At 64.7% G+C, this 24,304-nt stretch carries 25 protein-coding genes; 18 read left to right on the forward strand and 7 right to left on the reverse strand.

Annotation, left to right across the window (positions count from 1 at the left end; translation table 11 throughout):
• Positions 1-64 precede the first annotated feature (64 nt).
• Together N5B55_RS12120 and N5B55_RS12125 are read left to right on the forward strand one after the other, a co-directional pair.
• Positions 65-994 (forward strand): DUF2167 domain-containing protein, encoded by a 930-nt coding sequence (locus N5B55_RS12120; protein WP_304538297.1) that lies wholly within the window; start codon positions 65-67, stop codon positions 992-994.
• 3 nt (positions 995-997) lie between these two features.
• On the forward strand, positions 998-1,717 hold the full coding sequence (locus tag N5B55_RS12125) for a site-2 protease family protein (RefSeq protein ID WP_012762747.1): 720 nt from the start codon (positions 998-1,000) through the stop codon (positions 1,715-1,717).
• Positions 1,718-1,769: 52 nt separating this feature from the next.
• On the opposite strand, the gene sodB is transcribed toward N5B55_RS12125, so the two are convergent.
• Together sodB and xseA are read right to left on the reverse strand one after the other, a co-directional pair.
• Positions 1,770-2,348 carry a superoxide dismutase [Fe] gene (sodB, locus tag N5B55_RS12130; RefSeq protein WP_009241368.1) on the reverse strand — a complete coding sequence of 193 codons (579 nt, stop codon included), beginning with the start codon at positions 2,346-2,348 and terminating at the stop codon, positions 1,770-1,772.
• Positions 2,349-2,495: 147 nt separating this feature from the next.
• The gene (xseA, locus tag N5B55_RS12135; protein ID WP_304538298.1) at positions 2,496-3,905 is read right to left on the reverse strand and encodes an exodeoxyribonuclease VII large subunit; all 1,410 of its coding nucleotides are present in this window, start codon (positions 3,903-3,905) and stop codon (positions 2,496-2,498) included.
• A gap of 1,069 nt (positions 3,906-4,974) precedes the next feature.
• On the opposite strand from xseA, the gene N5B55_RS12140 reads away from it, so the two are divergent.
• The 7 genes from N5B55_RS12140 (at position 4,975) to N5B55_RS12170 (ending at position 10,138) form a co-directional block, all read left to right on the forward strand.
• Positions 4,975-5,595 (forward strand): MotA/TolQ/ExbB proton channel family protein, encoded by a 621-nt coding sequence (locus N5B55_RS12140; protein ID WP_009241370.1) that lies wholly within the window; start codon positions 4,975-4,977, stop codon positions 5,593-5,595.
• Between the two features lie 28 nt (positions 5,596-5,623).
• Positions 5,624-6,052, forward strand: coding sequence for an ExbD/TolR family protein (locus N5B55_RS12145; protein WP_004631807.1), 429 nt, complete (start codon positions 5,624-5,626; stop codon positions 6,050-6,052).
• A gap of 27 nt (positions 6,053-6,079) precedes the next feature.
• Entirely contained in the window at positions 6,080-7,129 is a 1,050-nt protein-coding gene (gene lpxK / locus N5B55_RS12150; protein WP_154206756.1) for a tetraacyldisaccharide 4'-kinase, read from the forward strand.
• Positions 7,130-7,197: 68 nt separating this feature from the next.
• On the forward strand, positions 7,198-7,386 hold the full coding sequence (locus N5B55_RS12155) for a Trm112 family protein (RefSeq protein ID WP_004631803.1): 189 nt from the start codon (positions 7,198-7,200) through the stop codon (positions 7,384-7,386).
• Between the two features lie 16 nt (positions 7,387-7,402).
• A complete protein-coding gene (kdsB, locus tag N5B55_RS12160) occupies positions 7,403-8,209 on the forward strand; it encodes a 3-deoxy-manno-octulosonate cytidylyltransferase (RefSeq protein WP_304538299.1) in 807 nt (268 codons plus the stop codon).
• A 345-nt stretch (positions 8,210-8,554) separates the two neighbouring features.
• Complete coding sequence (gene adk, locus N5B55_RS12165; RefSeq protein ID WP_065859782.1) at positions 8,555-9,223, forward strand: adenylate kinase; 669 nt, start codon at positions 8,555-8,557, stop codon at positions 9,221-9,223.
• 156 nt (positions 9,224-9,379) lie between these two features.
• Positions 9,380-10,138: a 3-hydroxyacyl-CoA dehydrogenase gene (locus tag N5B55_RS12170; RefSeq protein ID WP_304538300.1), complete on the forward strand. Its 759-nt coding sequence runs from the start codon at positions 9,380-9,382 to the stop codon at positions 10,136-10,138.
• Positions 10,139-10,151: 13 nt separating this feature from the next.
• On the opposite strand, the gene N5B55_RS12175 is transcribed toward N5B55_RS12170, so the two are convergent.
• Entirely contained in the window at positions 10,152-11,048 is an 897-nt protein-coding gene (locus N5B55_RS12175; RefSeq protein ID WP_012762754.1) for a LysR family transcriptional regulator, read from the reverse strand.
• A 118-nt stretch (positions 11,049-11,166) separates the two neighbouring features.
• Between N5B55_RS12175 and N5B55_RS12180 the strand changes: the two genes are divergently transcribed.
• Positions 11,167-12,198 (forward strand): bile acid:sodium symporter family protein, encoded by a 1,032-nt coding sequence (locus N5B55_RS12180; protein ID WP_065859784.1) that lies wholly within the window; start codon positions 11,167-11,169, stop codon positions 12,196-12,198.
• Here the strand turns inward: N5B55_RS12180 and N5B55_RS12185 are convergent, their stop codons facing one another.
• The 3 genes from N5B55_RS12185 to tsaE are packed head-to-tail and all read right to left on the reverse strand — an operon-like array spanning position 12,199 to position 14,843.
• Complete coding sequence (locus N5B55_RS12185) at positions 12,199-12,744, reverse strand: GNAT family N-acetyltransferase (protein WP_304538301.1); 546 nt, start codon at positions 12,742-12,744, stop codon at positions 12,199-12,201.
• A 3-nt stretch (positions 12,745-12,747) separates the two neighbouring features.
• On the reverse strand, positions 12,748-14,271 hold the full coding sequence (locus N5B55_RS12190) for an N-acetylmuramoyl-L-alanine amidase (protein ID WP_154206761.1): 1,524 nt from the start codon (positions 14,269-14,271) through the stop codon (positions 12,748-12,750).
• A complete protein-coding gene (gene tsaE, locus N5B55_RS12195; protein ID WP_304539792.1) occupies positions 14,265-14,843 on the reverse strand; it encodes a tRNA (adenosine(37)-N6)-threonylcarbamoyltransferase complex ATPase subunit type 1 TsaE in 579 nt (192 codons plus the stop codon). Before tsaE ends, N5B55_RS12190 begins: the two co-directional genes overlap by 7 nt.
• A 16-nt stretch (positions 14,844-14,859) precedes the next feature.
• On the opposite strand from tsaE, the gene queG reads away from it, so the two are divergent.
• The 7 genes from queG to plsY all read left to right on the forward strand — a co-directional run bounded on the left by queG (position 14,860) and on the right by plsY (position 20,699).
• Entirely contained in the window at positions 14,860-16,011 is a 1,152-nt protein-coding gene (queG, locus tag N5B55_RS12200) for a tRNA epoxyqueuosine(34) reductase QueG (RefSeq protein WP_304538302.1), read from the forward strand.
• Between the two features lie 260 nt (positions 16,012-16,271).
• On the forward strand, positions 16,272-16,922 hold the full coding sequence (locus N5B55_RS12205; protein ID WP_304538303.1) for a chalcone isomerase family protein: 651 nt from the start codon (positions 16,272-16,274) through the stop codon (positions 16,920-16,922).
• A gap of 122 nt (positions 16,923-17,044) precedes the next feature.
• Positions 17,045-18,022 (forward strand): tripartite tricarboxylate transporter substrate binding protein BugE, encoded by a 978-nt coding sequence (locus N5B55_RS12210; protein ID WP_304538304.1) that lies wholly within the window; start codon positions 17,045-17,047, stop codon positions 18,020-18,022.
• A 60-nt stretch (positions 18,023-18,082) separates the two neighbouring features.
• A complete protein-coding gene (locus N5B55_RS12215) occupies positions 18,083-18,559 on the forward strand; it encodes a methylated-DNA--[protein]-cysteine S-methyltransferase (protein ID WP_304538305.1) in 477 nt (158 codons plus the stop codon).
• The gene (gene xerD, locus N5B55_RS12220; RefSeq protein WP_304538306.1) at positions 18,556-19,491 is read left to right on the forward strand and encodes a site-specific tyrosine recombinase XerD; all 936 of its coding nucleotides are present in this window, start codon (positions 18,556-18,558) and stop codon (positions 19,489-19,491) included. Before N5B55_RS12215 ends, xerD begins: the two co-directional genes overlap by 4 nt.
• A gap of 22 nt (positions 19,492-19,513) precedes the next feature.
• Positions 19,514-20,005 carry a Cys-tRNA(Pro) deacylase gene (gene ybaK, locus N5B55_RS12225; RefSeq protein WP_116575675.1) on the forward strand — a complete coding sequence of 164 codons (492 nt, stop codon included), beginning with the start codon at positions 19,514-19,516 and terminating at the stop codon, positions 20,003-20,005.
• 70 nt (positions 20,006-20,075) lie between these two features.
• On the forward strand, positions 20,076-20,699 hold the full coding sequence (gene plsY, locus N5B55_RS12230) for a glycerol-3-phosphate 1-O-acyltransferase PlsY (RefSeq protein ID WP_065859793.1): 624 nt from the start codon (positions 20,076-20,078) through the stop codon (positions 20,697-20,699).
• Here the strand turns inward: plsY and N5B55_RS12235 are convergent.
• On the reverse strand, positions 20,696-21,712 hold the full coding sequence (locus N5B55_RS12235) for a GlxA family transcriptional regulator (RefSeq protein ID WP_304538307.1): 1,017 nt from the start codon (positions 21,710-21,712) through the stop codon (positions 20,696-20,698). The genes plsY and N5B55_RS12235 overlap by 4 nt on opposite strands.
• Positions 21,713-21,872: 160 nt before the next feature.
• On the opposite strand from N5B55_RS12235, the gene N5B55_RS12240 reads away from it, so the two are divergent.
• The gene (locus N5B55_RS12240) at positions 21,873-24,260 is read left to right on the forward strand and encodes an acylase (protein ID WP_304538308.1); all 2,388 of its coding nucleotides are present in this window, start codon (positions 21,873-21,875) and stop codon (positions 24,258-24,260) included.
• The last annotated feature ends 44 nt before the right edge of the window (positions 24,261-24,304 follow it).

A 24,304-nucleotide genomic window follows, 5' to 3' on the forward strand; every position in this document is an offset into this window, starting at 1 on the left:
CGGATGCCCAAGCGTCAGAAGAATCGAGCCAATCAACACACAAGAACATCTTCGGGAGAAGTCCATGGGAAAGGGGTTTCAGGGCGCGTTGCGCGCCTGCGCGGGCGCGCTCGCCTGCGCAGTGGTGCTCGGCGCAACCAGCTTGGCGGGCGCTACGGCTGCCCACGCACAGCAGGCCAGCGATCGGCAACAGGAGATGAAGCAGGCCTGGGCCGCCGCCCAGGCCGCTGCGAAGGTGGGCCCCACTTCGATCGAACTGCGTGACCAAGCCACACTGAAGATCGGCAAGGACGAGGTGTTCATTCCGCAGCCGGCCGCGGGGCAGCTCATGCACGCCATGGGCAACAGCAACAGCCCCGACATGCTCGGCCTGGTCATGCCCACCAGCGACGATGATGAATGGATGGTCGTCGCCAAGTACGAGGCCTCCGGCTACATCAAGGACGACGACGCCCGCGACTGGAACGTCGACGATCTGTACAAATCGCTCAAGGAAGGCACGGCCGCAGCCAATGAAGAGCGTGAGAAGCGCGGCATCCCGGCTCTGGAAATCCAGGGCTGGGTCGAGCGTCCGCACTATGACGCCGCCACGCACCGCCTCATCTGGTCGATGGCTGCACGCTCCAAGGGCCAGCCCGCTGATGACCCCGGCGCGGTCAACTACAACACGTACGCCCTGGGCCGCGACGGCTACATCAGCCTGAACCTGATCACCGGCCGCAACCACGTCGACGCCGACAAGCCCGCCGTGCAAAAGCTGCTCGCCGATCTCGATTTCAAAGACGGCAAGCGCTACACCGATTTCAACGCGAAGACCGATAAGGTGGCCGAGTACGGTCTGGCCGCGCTGGTCGGCGGCATCGCCGCCAAGAAGCTGGGCCTGTTTGCGGTGATCGCCGCGTTCCTGGCGAAGTTCGCCAAGGTGGCGATCCTGGCGGTGGCAGGTTTTGGAGCGGCCATCGCCAAGTTCTTCAAGCGCAAGCCGAGCGCATAAGCCGTGGCCAAGCTGCTGATCCTGCTGTTTTCCGGGCTGAAGTTCGGCAAGCTGCTGACCACCGGCGGCACGATGCTGCTGTCGGTGGCCGCCTATGCCTTCGTGTTCGGCTGGCGCTATGCGGTGGGTTTCGTGGTGCTGCTGTTCATCCACGAGATGGGCCACTTCATGGCGGCACGCCAGCGCGGGCTGACCGTGGGAGCGCCCACCTTCATCCCCTTCGTGGGCGCGTGGATCGATTTGAAAGAGCAGCCGATGGATGTGGAAACCGAGGCCCATATCGGCCTGGCCGGGCCCGTCGCCGGCACGGTGGGCGCGATGCTCTGCTATGGGCTCGCACGCTACACCGACAGCCAGTTGCTGCTGGCCCTGGCCTACGCCGGCTGCTTCCTGAACCTGTTCAACCTGATCCCGCTCTCGCCGTTTGACGGTGGACGCATTACGGCGGTGCTGTCGCCGCGCATCTGGTTTTTGGGCGTGCCGGTGCTGGTGGCGCTGTTCGTCTGGCGGCCGAGTCCGATCCTGATCCTGATTGCGGTGTTGGCCGTGCCGCAGTTGATGAAGGCGTGGCGCTACGACCCACATGCGCCGGAAAACCGCGCGTACTACAGCATCTCAAACGAATCTCGCCTGACCTACACCGTGTATTACATCGGCTTGGTCGTGTTCCTGGCGATGATGAGCCACGAACTGCACGACATGCTCGGCAGCGTGCGCGCATAAAAAAACCTCCGCTGGTGCGGAGGCTTTTTCTGAATCGCCGGGGCGATTCGCCTTAGGCGAAGTTCTTGGCAACGAAGTCCCAGTTGACCAGGTTCCAGAACGCCTCGACGTACTTCGGACGGGCGTTGCGGTAGTCGATGTAGTAAGCGTGTTCCCACACATCGCAGGTCAGCAGCGGCTTTGCGTCGGTCGTCAGCGGCGTGGCAGCGTTGGAGGTCGACACCAGATCCAGCGAGCCGTCGGCCTTCTTCACCAGCCAGGCCCAGCCCGAACCGAACGTGCCGATGGCCGTCTTGGTGAACTCTTCCTTGAACTTGTCGAAGCTGCCCCACTTGGCGTTGATGGCGTCAGCCAGCGCGCCGGTCGGAGCGCCACCGCCTTGCGGCTTCAGGCCGTTCCAGTAGAACGTGTGGTTCCAGACCTGTGCGGCGTTGTTGAACACACCGCCCGAGGACTTCTTGACGATGTCTTCCAGGCTCAGGTTCTCGAACTCGGTGCCCTTGATCAGGTTGTTCAGGTTCGTGACGTACGTCTGATGGTGCTTGCCGTAGTGGAACTCCAGCGTTTCCTTGGAGATGTGCGGCGCCAGAGCGTCTTGGGCGTACGGCAGCGGGGGGAGCGTGTGTTCCATTGTTCTTGCCTTCTGTGGGTTGTACAGGTTGGGAGCGACGATTGTAGGAGACTTGCAAAACCGGCGCAAACCGCAGGCTAAATAGTCGGAATACCCGCTAAACGCGTGCGGAATCGCGATCATTGCCGCTATAAGGTCATGCGCTGGTCACAGTTCGAGCTTCGGTTGCACCCGGGCGATTTCGATGTCGGCCGTGCCCTGCGCCAGCCTCGCCTCGATGTGCGTCCGGGCATGCAGTGCGTTCGGATCGCGGATGGCGTGGCCCTTGTCATCGAGCAGCACCGCATACCCGCGCTCCAGCGTGCGCTGCGGCGCCAGCAGTTCCAGGCCGGCATGCTGACGCGCCAGGCGTTCTTGGGCGCGAGACAGCGTGTCCCGCATGGCGCGTGCCAGCGTCGCTTCGGCTTGCTGGAGGCGCGTGCGCTCTCGCGTGGCATCCGGGCGCGCCGCGTTCAGGCGCATCGTCAGGAGACGCTGGAGATGTTCCGCGCGCTGCACGCGGCCGGTGAGGGCAAAGCGCAGACGGCCCTCCAGATGGGCGAGTTGCGTGCGGCGTTCGCGCATCTGCGCCTGCGGGCTGCGCAGGCGGCGCGCGAGCCAATCGACGGTCTGCGCGCGGCGATCGAGCTGCCGGCGGAACTGGGCCGACAGCGCATCCCAGTCACGCCCCACGTCGCGCAGCATGCGTGCACGGTCCGGGCTGACCAGTTCGGCCGCTGCCGTGGGCGTGGGCGCGCGTACGTCGGCCACAAAGTCGACGATAGTCACATCCGTCTCGTGTCCGACGCCTGCCACGATGGGAATGCCGGATGCGGCCACCGCACGCGCCACCGGCTCTTCGTTGAAGGCCCAGAGGTCTTCAATGCTGCCGCCGCCCCGGCACAGGATGACCACGTCGACCTCTGCCCGGGCATTGACCCGTTCCAGCATGGCGGCGATGCGCTCCGAGGCACCGGCGCCCTGAACCGGCACGGGGTAGACCACTACCGGCACGTGCGGGGCGCGCCGACGCAGCGTGGTCAACACGTCGCGCAGGGCCGCCGCCTGCAGCGACGTCACCACGCCAATCGCGCGCGGATGCCGCGGCAGGGGCCGCTTGCGGTCGGCGTCAAACAGGCCTTGCGCCTCCAGCGCGGCCTTCAGCCGCAGGAAAGCCTCATAGAGATTTCCAAGGCCGGCCCGGCGAATCGCTTCAACGCTCAGTTGCAGTTCGCCGCGTGCCTCATACAGGGTGACCAGTGCACGCACTTCGACCGCCTCGCCTTCGCGCGGCGTGAAATCGGCGTACTGGTTGCGGCCTTTGAACATCACGCAGCGGATCTGCGCGCCCGCGTCCTTGAGCGAGAAATACCAATGGCCGCTGCCCGCGCGGGTGAAGTTGGAAATCTCGCCGCGCACCCAGCCCAGCGGAAAGTTGCGTTCGAGCAGCCCGGCAATGCGGCGGTTCACCTCACTGACGGTCAGTACATCCTGCGAGCCCCGAGTCGGTGCAGACGCGGCGGCTGGGGCAGCCCCTACTTCAGGAGCAGATGCGGGCGTGGGCGCGGTCGCATCCATCCAGAAAGGTCGGCGGGAAGACGGTGGCGGAGTCATAAGTGGTGCAAGGAGCGCAAATCGATGAGGCCTGAAGGCGACATCTACCTTGAATAGGGGAGGCAACTCAAGCGAAGTGGGTCACCTGTCCACAGCATAACGCGCTTGTCAAGCTTGACAGCGCTCAGGTGACGCGCTCTGTGCATTTTGGCCCAACCCATTGATTTCTTTGGAAAAACCGCCCATGTCAAAATTTCAGCAGCGCAAGTAATTTCGTTCTGCGTCAAGCATTTAGCACGAGCGCCCCAAGGATGTTCACAAAGTTATCCACAGCATCGCTGGAAAACCGTGGTGTGACGCCTCGGCAGTGGATAAATCCGCCGTGGATTCTCACATGCGCGAGCCTCGTCTCCATGGTTTTTCGGGGTAAACAACGCTGCTCAATTTTTGAGCGCAGCATCGAGCACCCTTTTGAATCAGTCACTTAAGGTGTTTGTCCGGGCAATGTCCACAACCCATCCACAAGACTGTCCCGCGCGGGTGTGGATTTCCTCCTCCTCTGTCGCGGCGCGGGCCCGTTTTTCTCTGGATCAACGCCCAGACCACGTTTGCCTCATTTTTAGGCGCTCCATCGCACTTCCTTTCATATCAAGCACTTAGCGTGCTTGTTGTGGCAATGTCCACAACCCATCCACAACACTGTCCCGCTGCAGTGTGGATTACCCGCTCTTCAGCACGGTCCGCCGGCTGTTTCGCCTGGATTGACACTGAAAAAGCCGGTTGCACATTTTTTGAGCAGGGCACCGAAGTGCCTTTCGCATCAAATACTTAGCTTGCTTGTCCGGGCAATGTCCACAACCCGTCCACAAGACTGTCCCGCCTGGCTGTGGATTGCGCGGCCCGCATCTTTCATGACAGCCCGTTGACCATCGCCTGCGCATGTCACGATGCTGCGCCATCGTGTTGCCGAGGCAGGTCCGACGCGCTAGAGTGCTGCCTGTTTTTGCCGCAACGGACAGCGTTCGGGGACGCGGACGGCACGAGCACACCATCAGAATCACACTCCTTTCACAACGACAAAACGGGTTGTCCAGTGTTTTCCATCATTCAAGCCGCCGGCTGGCCGATCTGGCCGCTGTTGATCGCCTCGGTGCTCGCACTCGCGCTCATCATCGAACGCTTCGTCGCCCTGCAACGCAAGAAGATCATTCCGCCCAAGGTCTATGACGAGGCGCTCGCCGTCGCGCATCAGCGCCGCGCCACCCCGGAAGTGGTGAACACGCTGGAGCAGGGATCCCCGCTGGGCCGCCTGCTGGCGGCTGCGCTGCGTCACGTGGTGCTGCATCCGAACACCTCGCGCGATGCCGCCAAGGAAGTGGTGGAAGAAGCCGGCCAGAACGTTGCCCACCGGCTCGAACGCTATCTCAACGCACTCGGCACGATTGCCTCGGTGGCGCCGCTGATGGGCCTGTTCGGCACGGTCGTCGGCATGATCGAGATCTTCGGCAGCCAGACCGCCGCCGGCACGAACCCGCAGGCGCTGGCGCACGGCATTTCGGTCGCGCTGTACAACACGGCGCTGGGCCTGGTGGTGGCCATCCCGACGCTGATCTTCTGGCGCTACTTCCGTGGCGTGGTCGATAACTACGTGGTCGAGCTGGAGCATCTCTCCACCACGTTCCTCGACGCGATCCTGCCGCCGCGGCGCGGTTGATCCGGGCCACGCCTTACTGGAACCAGCCATGCGCTTCCGCCCGCGCCGTGCCCGCGAAGAGCCGGAGATCAACCTGATCCCGCTGATCGACGTGCTGCTCGTGATCCTCATCTTCCTGATGATCACGACCACGTATTCCCGCTACACCGAACTGAAGGTCAACCTGCCCACCGCCGAGGCTGAAAAAGCCACCGAGCGCCCGGGCCAGATCGTCGTGTCCGTCACCGCCAACGGCGTCTACTCTGTCGACAAGCAAGTGCTCGACACGCGCGATGTCACCAGCCTGGCCGATGCGCTGCGCAATGCCGCGGGCAAGGCCGGCGGCCCCGAGCCCATCGTCATCGTCAACGCCGATGCGCAAGCCGCGCACCAGGCGGTGGTCAATGTCATGGAAGCCGCGCGCGTGGCCGGTCTGTCGCACCTGACCTTCGCCACGCAAACCGGCAACGCCCGCTAAGAGACCGCTTCTCAACCACCATCACGCATGCCCGTCGCCCAGCACCGTCTCGCCAGCTTCGTTACCCGCCAATGGCAGCAACGCGGCTGGTTCGCGTGGGTGATGTGGCCGCTGTCGTGGCTGTTTGGAGCGGTGAGCGCCCTGCGCCGGCTGCTGTTCCGCCTCGGCGTGCTGCGCTCGGTGCGGCTGCCGATGCCGGTGGTGGTGATCGGCAATGTCACCGTGGGCGGCGCCGGCAAGACGCCCGCCGTGATCGCGCTGGCCTCGGCGCTGGCTGAAGCCGGCCTGCGCCCGGGCATCGTCTCGCGCGGCTACGGGGCACAGCTGAAGCATCCGCGCCCCGTGCGCGAACATTCCCGCGCAGAAGACGTGGGCGATGAACCGCTGCTCATCGCCCGCGCCACTGATCTGCCGGTGTGGGTGTTCCCCGACCGCGTGCTGTGCGCGCAGACGCTGCTGGCCTCGCACCCGGGCTGCAACGTGATCGTCTGCGACGACGGCCTGCAGCACTACCGCCTGCGCCGCGATATCGAAATCATCGTGTTCGACACGCGCATGGGCGGCAACGGCTTCCTGCTGCCCGCCGGCCCGTTGCGCGAGCCGATGACGCGCCGCCGTGACGCCACGCTCATCAACGACCCGAACTACCGTGCCACCCCCGACCGCCCGGACGTGTTCGGCATGCACCTCGAGCTGCAGGACGCCTACAACCTGGCCGACCCCGGGCTGCGCCGCCCGCTGGCTCAGTTCGCACGCATCGAAGGCGGTCAATTGCTGGCTGCAGCCGGCATCGGCAACCCCGAGCGCTTCTTCGCCTCGCTGCGCGCCGCCGGCCTCAAGCCGAGCACGCTGCCGCTGCCCGATCACTACGATTTCGCTGACAACCCGTTCACCGACAGCCACGCCGAGGTCATCCTGATCACGGAAAAGGATGCCGTAAAATGCGGCCATCTCGACGACCCGCGCATCTGGGTGGTGCCGACCACACCGGTGGTCGACCCGGCGCTGGTCGAACAGGTCTGCCAGCGCGTGCGCGCCCTGGCCGATCGCGCAACGCTCAAGGCAAGCGCACAATAACGCCACCCTTCCGCTGTACCGGCGCGCCGCCCTCCGCCTTGAGCGGCCGCCACGGAGCCTCTACCGCCATGGACAATCGCCTGCTGGAAATCCTCGTCTGCCCGTTGTGCAAGGGCACGCTGCAACACGACCGCGCCAACAATGAACTGATCTGCCACGTCGACAAGCTGGCCTACCCGATCCGCGACGGCATCCCCGTCATGCTGGCCGATGAAGCACGCCAGACCGTGGAAGGCACGCCGGTCGATCCGGCCTGATACGAAGGTCGCCGCCATGTCGCACGCGCCGTTCATCGCTGTCATTCCCGCGCGGCTGGCGTCCACGCGGCTGCCCAACAAACCGCTGGCCGACATCGACGGCAAGCCGATGGTGGTGCGCGTGGCTGAACGCGCGCATCAGTCATCCGCCGCGCGCGTGGTGGTTGCCACCGATGCAGCGTCGGTCGCCGACGCCTGCATGCAACATCACGTGGAAGCCGTGCTCACGCGTGCCGACCACGCATCCGGCACCGACCGTCTGGCCGAAGTGGCCACCGTTCTGGGGCTGCCCGATGACGCCATCGTCGTGAACGTGCAAGGCGATGAGCCGCTGATCGCACCGACGCTGATCGACAACGTGGCCGCGCATCTGCGCGACCACCCCGACTGCGCCATCGCCACTGCTGCGCATCCGATCCACGACCCGGCCGACGTATTCAATCCAAATGTCGTCAAGGTGGTGCTCGACGCCGCCGATCGCGCACTATTGTTCTCGCGCGCACCGCTGCCGTGGGCGCGCGACACCTGGACGCCCGCCGTCATGGCCCGGTCCGTTGCGGAACGCCCGCTGCCGACCATGCCCGTGCTGCGCCACATCGGCATCTACGCGTACCGCGCCGGGTTCCTGCGCCGCTTCCCGCAATTGGCCGCCGCCCCCATCGAACAGACCGAACAGTTGGAGCAGCTACGCGCGATGTGGCACGGTGAGCGCATTGCCGTGCTGACCACCCATGACGCCCCCGCCGCCGGTGTCGACACCCCCGAAGACCTCGCACGGGTGCGCGCTGCCTGGGGCGAGCTCCTTGCCCAGGACGGCCCCTGAGCCCGCATTTCTCTGAAGTTTGCGCGCGGGGCTGCCAAAACCCAGGCCCCGGCATGGCATAATCGCGAGGACGACAAGCCGCATGACGGCGCCCACGCAGGCGCCACAGCGGCGACAGGGAGACAAATCGAGCCATGGGTGCCGCCGTCCGGCGGACGCCTGATTCCCCAGAGTCCGGTAAGGCTGGCGTCAACTTCGCCCGCTAGGCTGCCTGTTCGCGTCGATTACGTCGCCATGGTTTTATCCGCAGGCGTATTGGGAATCCGCCCTCTTGGACCGATTCCCAACGCGCTTCACACAGCCTGACAGCGCGACAGGATTCGAAAACTTGAGGAACTCGTCACCATGCGGTTGATTCTGTTGGGCGCGCCTGGCGCCGGCAAAGGTACGCAAGCCAAATTCATCTGCGAAAAATTCGGCATTCCGCAGATCTCCACCGGCGACATGCTGCGCGCGGCAGTCAAGGCGGGCACCCCGCTGGGTATCGAAGCGAAGAAGGTGATGGATGCCGGCGGCTTGGTGTCGGACGACATCATCATCGGCCTCGTGAAAGACCGCCTGCAGCAGCCCGATTGCAAGAACGGCTACCTGTTCGACGGCTTCCCGCGCACCATTCCGCAAGCCGAAGCCATGAAGGACGCGGCCGTGGCAATCGACTACGTGCTGGAGATCGACGTGCCGTTCGACGCCATCATCGAGCGCATGAGCGGCCGCCGCGTGCACGTGGCATCGGGCCGCACGTACCATGTCAAGTACAACCCGCCCAAGACCGAAGGCGTGGACGACGAATCGGGCGAACCGCTGATCCAGCGCGACGACGACAAGGAAGAGACGGTGCGCAAGCGCCTGGACGTGTATGAGAACCAGACGCGTCCGCTGGTGGATTACTACTCGCAATGGGCCGCCAACGGCAACAGCGCCGCCAAGGTCGCGCCGCCGAAGTACCGCAAGATCAGCGGCGTGGGCACCGTCGACGAAATCACGGCCCGTGTGTTCGGTGCGCTGCAGGACTGAGCACCCAGCAATACCCGCCAGGAAGAAAGGCGCCTCGATCATGAGGCGCTTTTTTTTTTGCTGGATCGCCGGCCGCTTCGCGCTAACATATGCCGCTGAACTTGACGCGAACGTAAACGTCAAGTAACTCGCAATCCACACACGAGGAGACACGGCATGGAGATTCGCGATCAGGTATTCATCGTCACCGGCGGTGCGTCGGGACTGGGCGCCGGCACAGCACGCACGTTAGCGGAAGCCGGCGGCAAGGTGGTGATTGCAGACCTGAACGAAGCGGCCGGCACGGCGCTGGCGCAGGAACTGGGCGGTCGCTTCGTGCGCTGCGACGTCACGTCCGAAGCGGACGGGCAAGCCGCTGTGGAAGCCGCCACATCGCTGGGCACGCTGCGCGGGCTGGTGAACTGCGCCGGGATTGCCACGGCGTCGCGCACGGTGGGCAAGACGGGGCCGCACCCGCTGGACCAGTTCGCACGCGTGATCAACATCAACCTGATCGGCACGTTCAACATGATCCGGTTGGCAGCGACGGCCATGGCCAGCAATGCGCCTGATGCCGGCGGCGAGCGTGGTGTGATCATCAACACGGCCTCGGTGGCGGCATTTGACGGGCAGATTGGTCAGGCGGCCTACGCGGCGTCCAAGGGCGGCGTGGTGGCGATGACGCTGGCGATTGCACGTGACCTGTCGCGTGACGGCATCCGCGTGATGACGATTGCGCCGGGCATTTTCGAAACGCCGATGCTGCTCGGCATGCCGGCCGAAGTACAGGACGCGCTGGGCAAGATGGTGCCGTTCCCACCGCGCCTGGGTAAGCCGTCGGAATATGCGCAGCTCGCGCGTGCGATCGTTGAGAACCCGATGCTCAATGGTGAGACCATCCGCCTGGATGGCGCCATCCGCATGCAGCCGAAATAAGCGTGTGATCAGGTCATGAGGCGGCTGGCAGCGCCATCCGGCGAATCATCTGCCACGCCGCTTCGGCCGCCGGCGACAACGACCGGTCATGCCGGCGCGCCAGCACGATCGCGCGCGTTTCCTTAGGCGACAACGGTACCGCGACCAATGGCGAAGAAGACGGCAGCGGCAACGATAGCGACGGCACCACGCCCGCGCCGATACCGGCTTCCACCATGCCGAATACGGCGCTGCTGTGACCCATCTCCTGCGCAACGTCCGGGTGAACGCCGTGGCGCAGGAAAATGCGGTCGATGAGCGGGCGGCTGCCCGAAGCATGGTCGAGCAGGACGACTGCCGTCCGATGCAGATCTTTCCAGCGCACACTGCTGCGCTGCGCGAACGGGTGATCCTTGCGACAGACGAGGCAGAAGGGATCGATCAGCAGAGGCTCGGTCCATAGGCCTTCGGTATCGAGGGGTTCCACCACCACCCCAAAATCAGCTCCGCCTGTGCGGATCAATTGCAACGTGTCGACCTGCACGGAGTCACGCACGATCATGCGGATGTCTGGATAGCGCACCGCGCACTCCGCCACGTAGACCGGCATCAATCGGGTCGACACGGTCGGACTGGACGCCACGACAACGCGGCCGCGCCGCTGCTCGCTCACCTGGCGCGCCTGTTGCAACGTGTCGTCCAGATCAGCGACGAGACGATCCAGCGCCGTCGCCAGCGAACGGCCCACTTCCGTCAGCACGACTTCGCGGGTGGTGCGATCGAGCAGCTTCAAGCCCAGTTCGCCTTCCAGCTCGGAGATCGAGCGGCTCACGGCCGGCTGGGTCAGGCCGATGGTGTCGCCCGCCCGGCTAAAGCTGTGCGCGCGTGCCACCGCGAGAAAGACGCGCAACTGGCGCAACGTCACATTCATGCTGATAGCGTATGAATTGATTTGATCAATGCATTTGTATTCTAGATAGGGATGTTGTGCAATAGCGGCTATCCCGCCATCCAACCGCGCCGTCATGTAATGGTGACCGCGCACGCACATGAAGATTCCGCTGTTGTCTCCGTTGTTGTCCCAGATCGATGGGTTTATCCGCGCCATGCTCGTGATGGTCGCGCTCGCCCTGTTCTTCCCCGCGCTAGGCGCGAGCGATGGGCCGCTGCGACTCGACATCGTCACCATCGTCGGCGTATCGCTGGTGTTCTTCCTGCACGGCGCAGCGCTCTCGCGCGAGAAAATCGTGGAAGGCGCGCGTAACTGGCGCCTGCATTTGTTCGTGCAGAGCTGCACGTTCATCCTGTTTCCGCTGATCGGCGCGGTCATTCTGTTTGTCTGCAAGCCGTTCATTCCGGCTGAGCTGTTGTTGGGCGTGTTCTATCTGTGCGCGCTGCCGTCCACCGTCTCGTCGTCGGTGGCGATGACAGCCATGGCCAAGGGGAACGTACCGGCCGCCATCTTCAATGCAACGATCTCGGGGCTGATCGGCATGATCGCCACGCCGCTGCTGATGAGCTTTGTGATCCAGGCGTCGGGCGCGGACCTGTCGGTGGGCAAGGCGCTGCTGGGCGTGGCAGAACAACTGCTGCTGCCGTTCGTGCTGGGTCAGTTGCTGCGCCCGGTGCTCGGCGGCTTCATCAACAAGCACAAGGCGATCATCAGCAAGGTCGACCGCGCGGTGATCCTGCTGATCGTGTTCAACTCGTTTGCCGATTCGACGCACGCAGGGGTGTGGTCGAAGTATCCGTGGGAGACCATCGTGGCCGTGGCGGTCATGAGCAGCGCGCTGCTGTTCGTCGTGCTCGGTGCAACGACATGGCTGTCGCGGCGCGCGGGCTTCAACCTTGCCGACGAAATCACCGCCGTGTTCTGCGGCTCGAAGAAGAGCCTGGCGAACGGCGTGCCGATGGGGAAGATCCTGTTTGCCGGCAACTCCGCGCTCGGCCTGATTGTGCTGCCGCTGATGATCTATCACCAGTTGCAGCTGATCGTGTGCTCGACGCTCGCGCGCAGGTATGCGGATCGCGTGGCCCACGCCGAGAACAGCCCAGCTACCCCGGCGAGCCGCGTGGCTTGATCAAGGCAAGCGCGTCAGATTCTCGAATTCCGCTTCTGGCCAGTGGTAGGTGCGCACCCAAGCGTGCCCGCCATCGGCCGTCTCCAGCCAGTCGCGGCTGACCGACACACCGCCCAGGGCTTCGTAGAAGCCGATCGCGGCGGTGTTCGCCTCGTACACCAGCAGATGTAACTGTGTGATGCCCTGAGCCGCGGCCCAGCGCGCCGCTTCGCCCATCAGGCGCTTGCCGACACCATGGCCGCGTGACGCCGGCAGCAGATGCAGGTTGTCGACCAGCGCGCCCCAGGGCGTATCGTCCCCACGCAAGGCACACAGAAACCCAATGGTCTCGCCGTTCAGATCGGCACACCACACGTATTGCCCGGCCGGGGGTGCAGCCATGCGTTCGTGCCACTTGGCCTGCATCTCCACGTTGGCCACGTCATCGAGATACGCGTCGGTCAGGATGCCGAGCCCGCGATACGCGCTCTGCCAGCTTCGCGTGTGGATGTCGGCGATGACGCTGGCGTCAGACGCACCGCCCTCGCGCAGCACAATTTTCGTCATGCGTCAGACGCCCGGGTTGCGCGACAACGGCGGGTTCTTGGCAAAGTAGGCGCGAATGCCGCGCAGGATCGCCTCGGCAAGCTGGTTCTGGTGCCCCAGGTCGTTGAGCTTGGCTTCTTCTTCCGGGTTGGAGATGAAGGCCGTCTCGACGAGGATCGACGGAATGTCGGGCGCCTTGAGCACCGCAAAACCCGCCTGCTCCACCTGCCCCTTGTGCAGCCGGTTGATGCCGCCGATCTGGTCCAGCACGGCCTTGCCGACCTTCATGCTGTCGCCGATCTGGGCGGTGGTCGACAAATCCAACAGCACGCGCGTGACCTGGGCGTCTTTCGAGCCGAGATTGGCACCGCCGATCATGTCGGCGGCGTTTTCCTTGTTGGCGAGCCACTTGGCCTGCGCGCTGGAGGCGCCGCGATCCGAAAGCACGAACACCGAGGCACCGCGCGCTTCCGGGGTGACGAATGCATCGGCGTGGATGGAGACGAACAGATCCGCCTGCACGCGGCGCGCCTTCTGCACGCGCACGCCCAGCGGGACGAAGTAGTCGGAATCGCGCGTCATCATGGCGCGCATGTTGGGCTGGGCGTCGATCTTGGCCTTGAGCATGCGAGCGATCGACAGCACCACGTCTTTCTCGTGCGTGCCGGCGCCGCCCGTGGCGCCCGGGTCTTCGCCGCCATGGCCGGGGTCGATGGCGACCGTAAGCAGGCGGCGCATGCGCGGGCCGCTCGACGGCGCACGCGGCACGGGTTGCTCGGGAAGGACCTCCAGCGGCGGCGTGTTCGGCGCGTTGGCGAGCGTCGACGGAGAGGTCGTCGACGTGGGAGGCGGCGCCTTGCGAGGCGGTGTACGGCTCGCAAGTGCCGGAGGTTGCGGCTCTTCGATCGCTGGCTTGGTAGGGCTTGCGCTGCTATCGCGGCGTGCCAGCGCGGCGATCGGATCATCGTCATCCGACGGCGCCGGCATGGGCGTGCCGCCGGACGCAGCAAAGCGCTCCTGCTTGCCCTCGGTGGCCTGCACGAGCTGCATCAGCGGGTCGGGCGGGTTGGTCGGGTACAGGTCGAACACCAGCCGGTTCCGATAGCCGGCAATCGGCAGCAGCGTGAACACCTGTGGGTTGACGCTTTCCTTCAGGTCGAACACCAGACGCACGACGCTCGGCCGGTTCTGACCCACGCGCACCTGGCGGATGTACGGATCGTTCGGCGCAATCTTGGCGACCAGCTCGCGCAAGGTCGGGTTCAGTTCGAGCCCGTCGATGTCGACCATCAGCCGATCCGGATCCTTGATGAGCTGATGCGTGGCCTTGAGCGCGACGTCGGATTCGATCGTCACGCGTGTGTAGTCCTCGGCGGGCCACACGCGTACGGCGACGATGTTGGCGCCGCGCGCAATCTGCGGGCCCACCAGGCTCAGGATGACCGTGCCTGCGCCAGCCTTGGCCATGCGCGAGAGCCATTGGCGGCGGGCCTGGCTCGGCAGGTGGGGATCATCCGGTTGGTCGGTCGGCAGATGCTTGATCAGCATGGGAACAGGTGTTGCAGCGACTGTAGAAGTTGAATGCCGGTCTGTGTGCGTGCGCTCAGGCGTGCGGCGCGCGGTGCATGCTCAACGCCGTCATCGTAGGTTTCGTGCACAACGTCGACCGATAAAGCGATGTGCAAGTCAGGCGTGCCCAGCAGCGCCTGCGCCTTCTCTGGCCATTCGACGAGACACAGCGCGGGTTCGGCAAAGCAATCGCGGAAGCCGGCGTCGGTCCACTCTTCCGGATCGGCAAAGCGATACAGATCGAAGTGATAGACCTTCTGCGTGCCCGTAGTTCCGGCAACGTCGTACGGCTCGACCAGCGTATAGGTGGGACTGCGCACGCGCCCGGTGTGTCCGAGGCCGCGCAGGATGGCGCGAGAGAGCGTCGTCTTGCCCGCGCCCAGATCGCCGGAAAGCTGCACCTGCACGGGCCGCGCGCCCAATGCCCGCACGGCCTGCGCGAGCGACGCACCAAAGGCCGACGTGGCCGCTTCATCGGTGAGCGAAAGCGTGCGCTCGGCGAGCGGAGGGGTCAGACCAGAAGGCGCGTCAGCAGGGAGCACGGTGGGCATTGCGTACAATTTGGGCATGTCCGCCACCCCCACGTCATCGCCCGAAACGAACCTGCATGCACGCCTGCCAGCCGATGCGGCCGGCATGCACGCGCTTGTCGCGCAGATTCGCTCCTGGGGTGCCGAACTCGGTTTCGATGCGGTCCGCATCGCCGATGTCGACCTGTCGCACGCTGAAGAAGGGCTCCAGACGTGGCTTGCGCAGGGGTTTCACGGTGACATGGATTATATGGCGAACCATGGCATGCTCCGCGCACGCCCGGCCGAACTTGTTGCCGGAACGGTACGCGCGATCGTCGCACGCATGCCGTATCTGCCACATCTGAACGATCCGCGAAAGGCCGGCAGCGATTGGCGCACCGTCGAGTGGGACCGGCTGCGCCGCCCAGAAGACGCGACCATCTCCCTGTACGCCCGGGGCCGCGACTATCACAAGGTGCTGCGCCAACGCCTGCAGAAGCTGGCGGAAAAGATTGCGGTCGCTGTCGGGCCGTACGGCTTTCGCGTGTTCACCGATTCAGCGCCGGTCCTGGAAGTCGCACTGGCCACGAACGGCGGCCTCGGCTGGCGCGGCAAACACACGCTGCTGCTCGACCGCGATGCGGGCTCGATGTTCTTTCTCGGAGAAATCCTCGTCGACCTCCCGTTTCCCGTTGATCCGCCCGCGGAGCCCCACTGCGGCAATTGCACGCGCTGCATCGACGTCTGCCCTACGCAGGCCATCGTCGCGCCATACACGGTGGATGCTCGCCGTTGCATCTCGTATCTGACCATCGAGCATAAGGGGAGCATTCCGGTTGAGCTGCGCCCGGCGATGGGCAACCGCGTCTATGGCTGCGACGACTGCCAGCTCATCTGCCCGTGGAACAAGTTTGCCGTACCGGCCAACCTGGCGGACTTTGACGTGCGCAACGGACTGGACGCGGCTACGCTGGCTGAGCTGTTCAGCTGGACGGACACCGAATTCAACCAACGGCTCGAGGGCAGCCCCATCCGCCGCATCGGGCACGAGCGCTGGCTGCGCAACATTGCCGTGGCGATCGGCAACGCGCTGCGCGGGCAGCTGCTGGATACAACGCGCACGCTGCTGACGGCCGCCCTGCATGAACGCGCTGAACACGCGTCGGAACTCGTGCGTGAACACGTCGCATGGGCGCTCGCCCAATGACGTGAGCACTCCCTGTGGCGCAACGTACCAGTGCATCAACACTGTGACGCGTGGTTAATCTGTTTTTTACGTTGCTTGCAGATTGTTTTAAAAACAAAACAATACGCGGTTAGCACAAACCCATGAATGCACCTTAATGCTGGCACAGGCAGACCCTTATACCGCCTAGTACGCAAACGCTTGGGCATCAGGGCAGACACCAATTGTTTCTTAATAAAATATCGGGAAAATGGCGGCCTAATCCTAAACCGCTCACATCGATGTTTTCCGCTCTTGTTGATCTCCGTTGCGCATTGCAGGCTGCAATCCGTGTCCGCGCATCCTGGATTGCACGCGCGTGGCGCGACGGCATCCTTGGCGCATTGCTCTGCGCCGCGTGTGTGAGCCCGGCATGGTCCACGGTGAACGTCGAGGGGGTGCCCTTCGACGACGCCGCGCGCGTGGCCGGCCGCGAACTGCTGCTCAACGGCACGGGCCTGCGTTCGGTGTTCGTTATCAAGGGCTATGTCGCGGGTCTGTATCTGCCCGAGCGCGCAAAGAACGCGGCCGTCGTCCTCGGCATGAAAGGCCCGAAGCGGTTGCAGATTCATCCGTTGCGCAATGTGGGCGCCGACACGTTCATCCACGCATTGAACGACGGCATCCATCGCAACCAGACCGAAATTCAAATGCAGAAGCTCGCCGACCGGCTCACGCAGCTGGAAGACGCGATGCGCCAGATCGGCTCCACCAAGCGCGGCGACACCATCAACTTCGACTACGCCCCCGATGCTGGCACCACCATCAGCATCAATGGCGTGGCGCGCACCAAGGCCATCCCCGGCGAAGATTTCTACCAGGCCGTGCTCAGCATCTTCATCGGCAACAGCCCGGTGGACCGCGAGCTGAAAAACGGGTTGCTCGGAAGCTGACAGCCTGACGATCGGCTTTTCAGGGTTTCCCCGGTCGCCGCGTGGTTGGCGTTTGCAGTTGTGCTATTCAGCAGATTCCTACAAGAACGCAGAACGCGCACCAAGCCACAAGGAGGATGACGATGCCCAAGGGACGACTGATCGCCAACCTGATCGGCGCCGCAGGCATGGCGTTGTGCGGTCCAGCAGTGGCCGACAACTATCCCGCCAAGCCGCTCAAGCTGATCATTCCATTTCCGCCGGGCGGCACGACCGACATCGTCGGGCGCAGCGTGGCCGATCAGCTATCGAAGGTGCTGGGCCAGGCCGTGGTCGTGGAAAACAAGGGCGGCGGCGGCGGGTCGATCGGCGCCGATGCCATCGCCAAGGCCGCGCCGGATGGCTACACGATTGGCATCGCCACCGTCTCCACGCATGCGGTCAACCCGGCGTGCAACCCGAAGCTTTCGTACGACCCGCTGAAGGATTTCAAGCCGATCACCAATCTGGCCACGGTGGCCAACGTGATTGCGGTCAACCCGACCTTTCCGGCTAAGAACTACAAGGAATTTGTCGCGGCGCTGACGGCCAACCCCGGCAAATATTCGTTCGCGACATCCGGCACCTGTGGCATCGGCCACATGCTGGGTGAAGCGTTCAAGGTGCTAACCAAAACGCAGATGGTCCATGTGCCGTATCGCGGTGCGGGCCCGGCGCTGAACGACGTGCTGGCCAACCAGGTGCCGATCATGGTCGACAACCTGCCCTCGTCCATGCAGTTCATCAAGAGCGGCAAGCTGCGGCCGATCGTGGTGGCGTGGAACAAGCGCATCGATAGCCTGCCCGACGTGCCGACCTTTGCCGAAGTCGGCCTGAAAGATGCAAACGACCCTGCATGGTACGGACTCGTCGCGCCGGCCGGCACGCCGGACGAGGTCATTCGCAAGCTCAACGAAGCTTCGGTCAAGGCGCTGAAAGAACCGGGCCTGGTCGATCGATTTCGCGGCGCCGGTGCCGAGCCTGTGGGCAACACGCCGCAGCAATACACGGCCGAAATTAAGCGCGAATTCGAAAAGATGCGCACCCTCGTCAAGCAGCAGAACATCAAGCTGGAGCAGTAACGCTGCCCGCCGGGGGCCTGTGCTAGATTCGCGGGATTGTTTTCAGCGCCGGCCTCCGTCATGCGATCCCCTTTCGACGCCGTTCTCGAAGCGCCCTTCGGCAAGCTGGGCGTGCGCGTGGCCAACGTTGCGCTGCGCGAACTCGCTTATCTGCCCGAAAGTACGCCGACTGTCGATTCATCCGACGCGTTGATCGCCAGGCTGGCTCGCCAGCTCGACGCGTACTACAGCGACGCGCGCGCGACATTCGACATCCCGCTCGCACCCGCCGGCACAGATTTCCAGCTCCGCGTGTGGCAGGCCATCAGCGCCATCCCGTGCGGCAGTGTCATCACTTACGGCACCATCGCGCAACAGATCGGCAGCGTGCCCCGAGCGGTCGGGCAGGCATGCGGCGACAACTGGTTCCCCATCCTCATCCCCTGCCACCGCGTGGTGAGCGCGTCCGGTATCGGCGGGTTTTCGCACCACACCGATGGCTACCTGCTGAACATCAAGCACTGGCTGCTGCGCCACGAAGGCGTGATGCTGATATGAGAAAGGCCGCACGGAAAGACGCCGAAGCGCCGTCCCTGTCGCCGCAGAGCGCAGACGCCATCCAGCGCTTCTGCGACGCACTGTGGCTGGAGGACGGCCTCGCCCGCAATACGCTGGATGCGTACCGGCGCGACTTGACGCTCTACGCGCACTGGCTGGCCGAGCGCGGCAAGTCCATCGCCGAAACCGAAGACGGCGACCTGGCCGATTACTTCGCCGCACGCCATGCCGAGAGCCGTGCATCGTCGGCCAACCGGCGCCGCACCGTCTTCAAGCGCTTCTTCCAGTGGGCGCTGCGCGAGCACGTGGTGAGCACCGATCCGTCGCGCCTGCTGCCGACGGCCAAGCAGCCGCCCCGCTTTCCGAAGACGCTGTCCGAAACCCAAGTCGAGGCGCTCATCAACGCGCCGGATGTCGACACGCCGCTCGGCCTGCGCGACCGCGCGATGATCGAGCTGATGTATGCGAGCGGGCTGCGCGTGTCGGAAATCGTCGCGCTGAAAACGGTGGAAGTCGGCCTGAACGAAGGCGTGGTGCGTGTGGTCGGCGGCAAGGGCGGCAAGGACCGCCTGGTGCCGTTCGGCGCCGAAGCGGGCGACTGGCTGCGGCGCTATTTACGCGATGGCCGCACGGCGCTGCTGGGCGAACGTACGGCTGACGCGCTGTTCGTGACCGCGCGCGGCGAAGGCATGACGCGCCAGGCGTTCTGGTACCTCATCAAACGCTATGCGCTGCTCGCCGATATCCACGCCCCGTTGTCTCCGCATACGTTGCGGCACGCGTTTGCCACGCACCTGCTAAACCACGGCGCAGACTTGCGCGTCGTGCAGATGCTGCTCGGCCACGCGGATATTTCCACCACGCAGATCTACACTCACGTCGCGCGCGAGCGGCTGCGCACACTCCATGCGCAGCACCATCCACGCGGATAGCGACCGTTCTTCACTGCCCCGTATGAGCAAGTCAAAGCACGTTTCCGAGACGCCCGCCACCCAGTATCTCAAGGCGCATGGCGTGGTGTTTGCCGAACACACCTACGACTATGTCGACAAGGGCGGCACAACAGAGTCGTCGCGTCAGTTGGGCGTGGACGAGCACCACGTCATCAAGACGCTGGTGATGGAAGATGAGCACGCCAAGCCGCTGATCGTGCTGATGCACGGCGATTGTTCGGTCTCGACCAAGAACCTCGCACGCCAGACCGGCCGCAAGTCCGTACAGCCCTGCAAGCCCGAAGTGGCGCAGCGGCACAGCGGCTATCTCGTCGGCGGCACGTCCCCGTTTGGGGTGCGCAAGGCGATGCCGGTGTATGTGGAGGCGAGCGTGCTGGAGCTTGAGCGCATCTACATCAACGGCGGCAGGCGGGGCTTTCTCGTGAGCCTCGCGCCGAGCGTGCTGACGACCGTGCTGAACGCGCAGCCCGTCAACTGTGCAAACCCCGATTGAAACGAGCACGGCGGCTGGGGCAACCTATGCGGCACGCTACAATCCCGCAGCCTGATTTCATCGATTTCCTATGTCTCCAGTCGTCGCAACCGTCATTTTTGCCCTGGCCGCCTACCTGATCGGCTCGATCTCGTTCGCCGTGGTGGTCAGCCGCGCGATGGGTCTGGCAGACCCGCGTACCTACGGCTCGGGCAACCCCGGCGCCACCAACGTGCTGCGCTCGGGCAATAAGAAGGCGGCCATTCTCACGCTGCTCGGCGACGCAGCCAAGGGCTGGCTGGCGGTGTGGCTGGCACAATGGCTGGCGCCGCGCTTTGGCGTGGACGAGACCGGCATTGCGCTGGTAGTGATCGCCGTGTTCCTGGGCCACCTGTTTCCGGTGTTCCACCGCTTTGAGGGCGGCAAGGGTGTGGCCACGGCAGCGGGCATCCTGCTGGCGTTGAACGTGTGGCTGGGGCTGGCCACGCTGGCAACGTGGCTCATCATCGCGGTGTTCTTCCGTTATTCGTCGCTGGCGGCGCTGGTGTCGGCGGTGTTCGCGCCGTTCTTCTATGTGTTGATGAACGGCTTCGACTGGATTGCCGGCGCGGTTGCGCTGATGGCAGTGCTCCTCATCGCGCGCCACCGCGCCAATATCGCCAAGCTGCTCGCCGGCAAGGAAAGCCGCATCGGCGAGAAAAAGAAAACAGCTTAATTTCGCAGCTCGGCGCGCACCGAATGCGCGCGCCGATGTGCTCCCGGCGGCCGCCCCGTATGCCGCCGGATCAGTCGCCGAAAGGCGGACATGTCCTGATAGCCGCACTGCTCGGCAATCGTCGTCAGGCTCAGCGTGCTGACTTCCAGCAAGTGACACGCGCGCTCCACACGCAGCCGGTGCAGCAATTGCAGCGGCGACATCCCCACGGTTTTCGTGAAATGACGCAGCAGCGTCCGCTCGCTGGTCGAGGCGGCTGCGGCGAGTTTTCCGAGATGAAACGGTTCGTGCAGATGCTGCTGCAGGTATCGCCGCGCGCGCAGCACGACGCTGTCGCGAATGGCCGGTTTGCTGCGCAGCCATATGCCGATGGCCTCGCCGCGCGACGGGTGATCGAGCGCCGTATTGCCCAGTGTGCGCGCGAGCCGCGCATCCGCCAATCGCGCAACCACGCGGTGCATGAGCGCCACGCCATGTTCCATCGCCCGCGCGGTGATGACGTTGCCGCTGCTGACAATGGCCTGTGCCGGCACGACCTTCAGACTGGGAAAATTGCCCTGCACCCACCCGGCAATCAGCCACGTGACGGTCAGGCGCTGGCCGGGCGGCAGTACGTCAGCCAACATCGCCACACCAGTGAACGGCGACGCCACCAGCCGGCCCGCGTCGAGATATCGGCGGACTGTGGCGCGCTCCGCTTCCAGCAAGGCCAGGCGCTGCTCCAGGGTGCCGATGTGGTCGAAATGCAGCGGGGGGACAATCAACGCGTCACCCAACTGCGCGTCGTCTTGCGGTAGGGCCTCACAACGGCAAGCGAGCGTCTCTGCGGCCGCCTGCCAACGCGCAGGGTCCCGAGCGACAAGTCGCCAGCCGAACACCGGCGTCTTGGCGGCATTGGCCCGCTTGCCGGCCTGCATCGAAGCCAGCGCATTGGCCACGCCAAGCGTGTCGGCAGCGGTGGCCAACGTGGAAAAGGCGGCATCGGGAAAGGTCAGCAGGTCAATTTTCGGCATGCCCGAGTATAGGCGTGCGCGGTAATCTGCGTGGCGGTATTGGCCCCAATTCTGGCGGGAATACCTCTTTCGAATCAGCCCCGCCCGATTGACGATGCGACGGTGGCTGCGCGCAGACGCACCCGCCCATAACAACACCGACATCAGGAGACAACGCACGATGCAGCGATTCATGCAGGGATTCGCACTGCGCAGCGCACTTGCCACGGCCGCACTTGCGGCGCTGGCCGGCTGCGCCAGCACAGACAGCGGCTGGACAACGCCTTCGGACACCGGCCTTTCCGCCGAAATCAGCCGCACCCGCTTCGGCATTCCCCACGTCCGCGCCAACGATTACGCCAGCCTTGGCTTCGGCATGGCCTACGCCTATGCGCAGGACAACATCTGCCTGCTGGCCGACCAGGTCGTCACTGTCAACGGCGAACGTTCGAAGACGTTCGGGCCGGACGGCGCGGTCGTGGTGTCGTTCAAGCCGGTGCCGAACACGCAAGCCGACGCCTTCTTCAAGGGGGCATTCGACGAAGCTGGCTTGCGCGCCGGCTATGCACAGATGTCACCTGAAGCGCGCGAGCTGCTGCGCGGCTATATCGCGGGCTACAACCGCTATCTGAAAGACACGCCGGCCGCAAGCCGCCCGGCCGCCTGCCGCAATGCCGACTGGGTGCGCCCGCTTACGGTGGCCGACATGATGTTGATGGGCGAAGAAAAGGCCATCCAGGCAAGCGCGGGCGCCATGCTGCAAAGCATCGTCGCCGCGCAGCCGCCGGGCGGTGCGCCCGCCTCTGCGGTCGTTCCGCCGCATGCCGTCGACACCGCCGCGCTTGACCGCGAGCTGCAACTGCGCGACATGCCGATCGGCTCCAATGGCTGGGCCTTCGGCAAGGCCGCCACGGGCAACGGTCGCGGTGTGCTGCTCGGCAACCCGCACTTCCCGTGGACGACCACCAACCGCTTCTACCAGGTCCACCTGACCGTGCCCGGCAAGCTGGACGTGATGGGCGCGTCGATTGCCGCCTTCCCCGTCGTCAGCATCGGCTTCAACAAAGACGTGGCGTGGACGCACACCGTTTCCACGGGCCGCCGCTTCACGCTGTTCGAGCTGAAGCTGGCCGAGAACGACCCGACCACCTACCTGATCGACGGCAAGCCGCACAAGATGACCACGCGCACCGTGGCCTTTGACGTGAAGCTGCCGGACGGCCGCCTCGAGCGCCGCACCCACACCTTCTACAACACGGTGTATGGCCCCGTGCTGTCGATGCCCGCCGGTGGCATGCCGTGGACGTCGCAGAAGGCCTACACGCTTCGCGACGCCAATCGCAACAACACGCGCTCCATCGATACGTGGCTGCATATCGCGCAAGCCACGGACGTGGTGGGCATCCGGCAGGCCATCGGCAACCTCGGCATTCCGTGGGTGAACACGATTGCCACCGACCGCAACGGCCGTGCGCTGTTTGCCGATGTGTCGACCACGCCGGATGTATCGGCTGAAGCCCTCAAGCGTTGCGCGCCGTCACCGCTGGCGGACAAGCTCTTCAAGGGGGTGGGCCTCGTGCTGCTCGACGGTTCACGCAGCGCGTGTAACTGGCACGTCGATCCGGCATCGCCCGTGCCAGGCCTCGTGGCGCCAGCGCGCATGCCGGTGCTCGAGCGCGATGACTACGTCGCCAACAGCAACGACAGCTCGTGGCTGACCAACCCGGCGCAGAGGCTGACCGGCTTCTCGCCGGTGATGGGTTCGACCGACGTGCCGCAACGCCTGCGCACCCGCATCGGCATCATCGAAATCGAGCGCCGCCTGAACGGCACCGACGGGCTGCCCGGCAACAAGGTCGATCTGCCGAACCTGCAAGCGATGATCTTCCGCGACGCAAACCTCGCCGGCCACCTCGTGCGCGACGATCTGCTGGCCGCCTGCAAAGCCACGGCAAATCTCGATGCCGATGTCCGCGACGGCTGCGCGGCCCTTGCGCAATGGAACCAGACGGACAACGTCGACGCCCGAGCCGCACACCTGTTCCGCGAGTTCTGGATGCGCGCAAAGGACATCCCGAATGTCTACGCGGTCGACTTCAACCCGGCGGATCCTGTCTACACGCCGCGCAGCCTGCGCATGGCCGATCCATCCGTACGCACGGCCGTGTTCAAAGCGTTGAAGGATGCCGTGGGCGCCGTCCGCACGGCCGGCTTTGCGCTCGATGCGCCGTTGGGCGCTGTGCAGGCGGCACACGCGCCCGGCGGGGACATCGCCCTGCACGGCGGGGAGGAGTACGAAGGCGTGCTGAACAAGTTGCAAAGCACGCCGATCGGACCGAAAGGCTTGCAGGTGTATTTCGGCACGAGCTACATCCAGACCGTCACGTTCGACGATCAGGGCCCCGTGGCCGATGCGCTTCTGACCTACGGTGAATCGACCGATCCGGCCTCACCGCATGCGTTCGACCAGATGCGCGAGTTCTCGGCCAAGCGCTGGAACCGGTTGCCGTTTTCAGAAGCCGCCATCGCCGCCGATCCGGCACTGAAGGTGACCAAGCTGTCGCAGTGAGGTTTGGCCGCGGCAAATGCAAACGCCCCGCTCGTGCGGGGCGT

Source organism: Ralstonia pickettii (genome assembly GCF_030582395.1).
Lineage (GTDB): Bacteria > Pseudomonadota > Gammaproteobacteria > Burkholderiales > Burkholderiaceae > Ralstonia > Ralstonia pickettii_D.

Excerpts from the sequence above, each read along its gene's own strand:
- kdsB (WP_304538299.1), top strand. The coding sequence starts at position 7,403 with ATGTCGCACGCGCCGTTCATCGCTGTCATTCCCGCGCGGCTGGCGTCC.
- N5B55_RS12145 (WP_004631807.1), top strand. The coding sequence starts at position 5,624 with ATGCGCTTCCGCCCGCGCCGTGCCCGCGAAGAGCCGGAGATCAACCTG.
- N5B55_RS12240 (WP_304538308.1), top strand. The coding sequence starts at position 21,873 with ATGCAGCGATTCATGCAGGGATTCGCACTGCGCAGCGCACTTGCCACG.
- N5B55_RS12205 (WP_304538303.1), top strand. The coding sequence starts at position 16,272 with ATGTTTTCCGCTCTTGTTGATCTCCGTTGCGCATTGCAGGCTGCAATC.
- N5B55_RS12210 (WP_304538304.1), top strand. The coding sequence starts at position 17,045 with ATGCCCAAGGGACGACTGATCGCCAACCTGATCGGCGCCGCAGGCATG.
- xseA (WP_304538298.1), bottom strand. The coding sequence starts at position 3,905 with ATGGATGCGACCGCGCCCACGCCCGCATCTGCTCCTGAAGTAGGGGCT.
- ybaK (WP_116575675.1), top strand. The coding sequence starts at position 19,514 with ATGAGCAAGTCAAAGCACGTTTCCGAGACGCCCGCCACCCAGTATCTC.
- plsY (WP_065859793.1), top strand. The coding sequence starts at position 20,076 with ATGTCTCCAGTCGTCGCAACCGTCATTTTTGCCCTGGCCGCCTACCTG.
- N5B55_RS12185 (WP_304538301.1), bottom strand. The coding sequence starts at position 12,744 with ATGACGAAAATTGTGCTGCGCGAGGGCGGTGCGTCTGACGCCAGCGTC.
- adk (WP_065859782.1), top strand. The coding sequence starts at position 8,555 with ATGCGGTTGATTCTGTTGGGCGCGCCTGGCGCCGGCAAAGGTACGCAA.
- N5B55_RS12190 (WP_154206761.1), bottom strand. The coding sequence starts at position 14,271 with ATGCTGATCAAGCATCTGCCGACCGACCAACCGGATGATCCCCACCTG.
- lpxK (WP_154206756.1), top strand. The coding sequence starts at position 6,080 with ATGCCCGTCGCCCAGCACCGTCTCGCCAGCTTCGTTACCCGCCAATGG.
- xerD (WP_304538306.1), top strand. The coding sequence starts at position 18,556 with ATGAGAAAGGCCGCACGGAAAGACGCCGAAGCGCCGTCCCTGTCGCCG.
- N5B55_RS12170 (WP_304538300.1), top strand. The coding sequence starts at position 9,380 with ATGGAGATTCGCGATCAGGTATTCATCGTCACCGGCGGTGCGTCGGGA.
- N5B55_RS12120 (WP_304538297.1), top strand. The coding sequence starts at position 65 with ATGGGAAAGGGGTTTCAGGGCGCGTTGCGCGCCTGCGCGGGCGCGCTC.
- N5B55_RS12155 (WP_004631803.1), top strand. The coding sequence starts at position 7,198 with ATGGACAATCGCCTGCTGGAAATCCTCGTCTGCCCGTTGTGCAAGGGC.
- N5B55_RS12215 (WP_304538305.1), top strand. The coding sequence starts at position 18,083 with ATGCGATCCCCTTTCGACGCCGTTCTCGAAGCGCCCTTCGGCAAGCTG.
- N5B55_RS12175 (WP_012762754.1), bottom strand. The coding sequence starts at position 11,048 with ATGAATGTGACGTTGCGCCAGTTGCGCGTCTTTCTCGCGGTGGCACGC.
- N5B55_RS12235 (WP_304538307.1), bottom strand. The coding sequence starts at position 21,712 with ATGCCGAAAATTGACCTGCTGACCTTTCCCGATGCCGCCTTTTCCACG.
- queG (WP_304538302.1), top strand. The coding sequence starts at position 14,860 with ATGTCCGCCACCCCCACGTCATCGCCCGAAACGAACCTGCATGCACGC.
- sodB (WP_009241368.1), bottom strand. The coding sequence starts at position 2,348 with ATGGAACACACGCTCCCCCCGCTGCCGTACGCCCAAGACGCTCTGGCG.
- tsaE (WP_304539792.1), bottom strand. The coding sequence starts at position 14,843 with ATGCCCACCGTGCTCCCTGCTGACGCGCCTTCTGGTCTGACCCCTCCG.
- N5B55_RS12180 (WP_065859784.1), top strand. The coding sequence starts at position 11,167 with ATGAAGATTCCGCTGTTGTCTCCGTTGTTGTCCCAGATCGATGGGTTT.